This window comes from Bacillus sp. NPDC060175, assembly GCF_042728695.1.
Classification (GTDB): domain Bacteria; phylum Bacillota; class Bacilli; order Bacillales; family Bacillaceae_G; genus Bacillus_A.
Genome location: NZ_JBHWYR010000157.1, coordinates 1 through 4,965, shown reverse-complemented (window position 1 = coordinate 4,965; position 4,965 = coordinate 1). Strand labels below are relative to the sequence as shown.

Sequence of the window (4,965 nt, the reverse complement as noted above, 5' to 3'; positions counted from 1 at the left end):
CATCAATTGGTTAAATTATTTCTAAACAATTAAGGTATTTTTAGAATGTTAATTGTCAGTTTCCTAAAAAACACTAAAACTTACCTGAATTTTTTTATCAAATTACAATCTATCTCGACCTTTTCATCTAATTGAAATTCAATTCGATCTTTTCATCTAATTATACTCTAATTCGATCTTTTTATCGAGTTACACTCTGATTCGATTTTTTCATCAAGTTACACTCTAATTCGATCTTTTCATCGAGTTATACTCTAATTCGATCTTTTCATCGAGTTATACTCTAATTCGATCTTTTCATCGAGTTATACTCTAATTCGATCTTTCCATCGAGTTATACTCTAATTCGGTCTTTCCATCGAGTTACACTCTAATTCGATCTTTTCATCGAGTTACATTTTACATAGCTAATTTTATTAATCACTAATGTATATAATTAAAACAAATTCAATCATAAAGATTTTTAAAATTATCATTTCTTAATGATCATATCTTTCTCCTGACTAATAAAAAAACAATTAGACTTTTTAAAAAAGTACTTATTTGTATTTATTTTATAAAATCCTTTGTAATACTACATAAAAAGTATGCAATGCTGCACACAAATCGAATGATTTTAGATATAGAAAAAGCACTTATCCGATTGGATAAATGCTTTTTAGGACTATACTATAGCTCCATTATTTCTCAAATTCGACATGATTTGCGGATTGTCATTTTCAACGCTATAAAAGAATACTTCATCCACATGATTTTCAATATCCCATTCTTTTATACTCCACTCATTTGTAGTAATTAGTATTACTTTTCTTGATTCAGCACCCTTGATCTCACTCAAAAATTTGTTATACCTTTTAGCATCAGCTAATACTGTTTGAACAGGATGAAATAAAGTGAAAGTATCTTCATTACCTCTGGGATTGGATTGTGTATGATTCACATAACTATTTATATTAACAGCCATTCTCCCTAATTTATAATTAGTTGTTGACTTAACTGTATGCGGTAAAAGCTTTTTATTAAAAGCCTGATTAATATGACCTGATATATCGGACATAGAACTTGTTCTTATAATTCCCTTGTTAAACCCCCTATTCAAACAAGAGAGAACCATCCTTAACTTAGCATCATTATCATATCCTCTTACCAATAGTATTTTTTTAGTTTTATCACGTAAAAACCTCGTTACACTTTCAATAGCCTGTTGTTCATCAATCATAATAATTCCCCCTCTTTTAATTATATATTATAGCAAAAGTTGACGAATAAATAAGGAACTTTAACTTTTCTCTATGCTAAAAGAATGGCGCCCTCTTCACTCTTCATTTAAGACGTTTTTAAGGGAGATAAGCACCTCTACTGCTTTTTTTTATTTAAGTAACTACTTCTACCCTAATAGCATTTATACAAGCCCCACTGCTCTTTCTGTAAATTCCAATGGAGTACTCCGTAAAAAAGGGTGCAGTACTGCATTGAAATGCTGCATATAATCCCGTGTCTCATATGCCTAAAAAGCAACATACTTATATTTTGAGTTTGTTTTGCAAAAGGAGCGAATGGTAACATTTCTTTTGCGAACGGTAATATTACTATTAAAATGTTTCACATTTTAATGAAGTGATTTTGCTTTACACTCCAATAATCTCACTTCAATTCCCTTTAATATCAAGAAATTAAAGACATTAAATTAAGTGATTTTTATTTTGTACAACATTACCATAAAATCCTTATCATTTCTTATCAATAGTAACAGTCAACATGCATATATTGAGTTCGTTTATTTTGTAAAATTCTATGTAATACTACGTAAAAAGGGTGCAGCGCTACAATGAGTACTACATATAAAAAGGTGCATTATATAGGTTAAAGTAACATTTTAGGCATTCGAATTTGTTTTGCGAAGGGAACGTTACTTTTAGTAATGGTAACGTTACTTATAAAACGTTCCATAAAACAATTTTATTCTAATGGAGTAGTACAGGAGTCCACTATAAAAGTACTCCATTAATCTTTTCTTATCTTACAATGGTAATTGAATCTGATTATTAATATTCTGCCACCACTGCTCTTCCTCGATGTGTTTTTTTTGCACACTGAATATTTTTACAATAAACCCCAAATTTAGTAGCTGATAATTTCTTAACTTCGGCTACATGTCCACATTCTTTGCAACGAGTCTTTGTCTTTTTATTTAACATATATCAATCACCTCTAATTTTCTTTTATAGAAAAGTAACCATTACAAGTGATAATGTCAATACATAGTAAACGGCTATCCATCATAAAAGAAGAATAGCTATCCATACATAAGATTTGTCACAGATTTTAAAGAGAAAAAGAGTAGCTTTACACTACCCCTCTATAAGATGACTATTATAATTTGTTTTCACCTTTAAAGATCTTCTGTTGCTGGCTCATCGTAACTACGATAAGAATCTTCAATTCTCTTATTACAGTCGCTACAATAATCCCAATAACCCCATTCCCCTGGTTCAGAGAAAATACTACTATTTTTTCACAATTACAAAATTCTTGTTCTTTTTCAGTAATCATAATGAACTATCCTTAATTCATTATTTTGCACTGGAAATTTCACGAAGACATAACACATCTTTGGAATCTATCTTCATAATACTTAGCTTTTAGTTCATCAATCTTTAAAGTAAGCCCAATTCTTTCTGCAATTTCTATCGTTTCTCCCCAAAGTCCATTTTTTTGATTAGGCCAATTCTTCATGTATTCCCCTAAATTCATTTTTGTTAATTGTTTAAAATTATTATCAATAGATTCTCGATTGGATGGAACCCCAAAAGAAATATTAGTTACCGCTCCATCTTCTAAGTCAATTCCGTTAAAAATAGGAGTCGATATTTCAATATACGGATTAATATCATGCTGAAATGGCGAATGAGAACGATATAGTCCTACATCATAAGGAAATCCATCTAAAGTAATCCACGAGTGACAAAATGGGAAAGGTACTTTTGAAGACTTAGTAAATCCAATTTCTAAATTCGACTTAAATCCTTGCTCTTTAAGTAAAATATATAAAATACTTGAAAGTGCATGACAAGCTCCAATCCATTGCTTTCTCATAGCATGATTAAAAACAGCGAAATATGTTTCCACCAATCTCTCGTTATTAGGAATTTCTGATGATAACTGAAGTGCTCTTTGTTTCCAAATATCTACAGGGTTTTGAATTTTATCGATACAGCATTTCTTATATTTCCGTCCACTTCCACAAGGACATGGTTCATTACGTTCATACATATTGTTTTATTCCTTCCTTAGCTATATTTTACATAATAGAGTGTATTAAACTTAGACACTCGTGAAGGTGTATTTTCTTGTGGTACCTTTTTCTAATCTATGAGTTGTATTAAATTTGAACAATTTCTTCTTAGGTGTCCAATTTGTCCAATAAACAACAGGTCCATTGAGTGAAAATACAGGTGAAAAATATAGTAAATATTTGTTTGAAATAAAGATTGATCAAAATGGATTCTTTTCTATTTCTGAATGTACTTTCTGTTTTATAAAAAAGTTTAATTATTTCAATAATCATATTTCACAACCAACAAATTAATTTTATATATCCGTATATTCACCTTCGAAATTTTCCTCACTTTCCTCTATTCTTAATGCTAAGTAATCTTCAATTTCATCAAGAACATCAGGAATGTCTCTGATTATAGGAAGCTCTGATAATATATTTTCCTTGTAAAAATTCATATAAGAATTTTTTTGTTTCTCCTTTTTTGCCCTTTTAGGAATTAAATATTTAACAATACTGCTTTCTAAATCAACTTGTAAATCATCAGAATACAATATTAGATGATAATTTTGAAACCAGTATTGTTCATCAACCTTTTCTTTTAACTTATCAATTTCCTCTTTTTCGAAGTACCCATCTTTTAGGTAATATGAAATTAATATTTGATTGTTTGTTTCGATTGCTCTACTTCTATTTTCTATCAATACATCTGTAAAACCAAATATTTTTATTGCGTAATAAAAATATAATTGCTCTTCATTAAATGATGTTTTAAGTGCTTCTCTATATCTAACTTGGAAAAATTTAAGAAATTTATTCTTATCAAAATTGCTCATGGCATTAAATTTATCCACCGTATACAACATAGTCTCGGGAGATAAATTAAGAAGAAAACATAGTTGGTGGTAATCATAATCCTTAACTTGATATTGCTCAAGGTCTAGCTCTCTAAAATATTTCGTCTTAAAAAAATTATTTATAAAGACTTTCTTAAGTTTATCATCCTCCAATTTTGACACTCTAAAAACAAGTTGGTTAATAAAATACAGCTTGTTATCATCTCTTTCTTTGTCGAATCTTACATTACAATGGGCAATTAATTTTTTCCAGTACCTTGCAACTAAGTTGTAATTATTGAAAGATTCATATGTCCAAACTTCTTTTTTGTTATCATTTCTTTCTAATTCATATTTTTCCAACACTTTATCAAAAATCTTTATTACTTCATCAGTATCATTCTTATTACAGAAAAAGTAAAAATCATCAGAGAAATAGGAGAACTCGCAGTCAATCCTCGAATTTCTAATTTCTTCTTCAATGTCATTACTGATATTCTTCAAGTTACTTTCTGCGAAATATAATGACAAGTAATTCCCCATTATTAATCCATTTGTTTTTCCTTGATTCATATTGGATAGGAATCGTTCTTCATGTTCCTCAAAGTCTATTAAATGGGTATATATCCTTCCGTAGTATTCCTTTATATCCATTTTAAGCAGCTGGTCATATACGCATAATCTGTTAAAATCATCTTCTAATTGTCTATCGTATTCTCCTGATACAAAATCTCCAGTATCAATATTTGCAGATAAGCGTTTATGTAAAGGATCTAAATTTTGAATGGTATCAAAATTTGATAAATCCTTAAAATGTTCATAAGCAACTACAAAGTTTAAAATATTCGGCAT

The 4,965-nt window shown here is 29.2% G+C and carries 5 protein-coding genes; all 5 read right to left on the bottom strand.

Annotated features, from left to right (window positions below; all coding sequences use genetic code 11):
- Positions 1–664: 664 nt before the first annotated feature.
- Positions 665–1,219 (bottom strand): hypothetical protein, encoded by a 555-nt coding sequence (locus ACFWDE_RS29920; RefSeq protein WP_377896320.1) that lies wholly within the window; start codon positions 1,217–1,219, stop codon positions 665–667.
- An 826-nt stretch (positions 1,220–2,045) separates the two neighbouring features.
- Positions 2,046–2,198: a hypothetical protein gene (locus ACFWDE_RS29915; protein WP_377896319.1), complete on the bottom strand. Its 153-nt coding sequence runs from the start codon at positions 2,196–2,198 to the stop codon at positions 2,046–2,048.
- 175 nt (positions 2,199–2,373) lie between these two features.
- Positions 2,374–2,553, bottom strand: coding sequence for a hypothetical protein (locus ACFWDE_RS29910; protein WP_377896318.1), 180 nt, complete (start codon positions 2,551–2,553; stop codon positions 2,374–2,376).
- Positions 2,554–2,592: 39 nt separating this feature from the next.
- Positions 2,593–3,273, bottom strand: coding sequence for a YecA family protein (locus ACFWDE_RS29905; RefSeq protein WP_377896317.1), 681 nt, complete (start codon positions 3,271–3,273; stop codon positions 2,593–2,595).
- A gap of 318 nt (positions 3,274–3,591) precedes the next feature.
- Positions 3,592–4,965 (bottom strand): RNA-dependent RNA polymerase family protein (locus ACFWDE_RS29900; protein ID WP_377896316.1); only part of this gene is annotated, 1,374 nt, incomplete at its 5' end.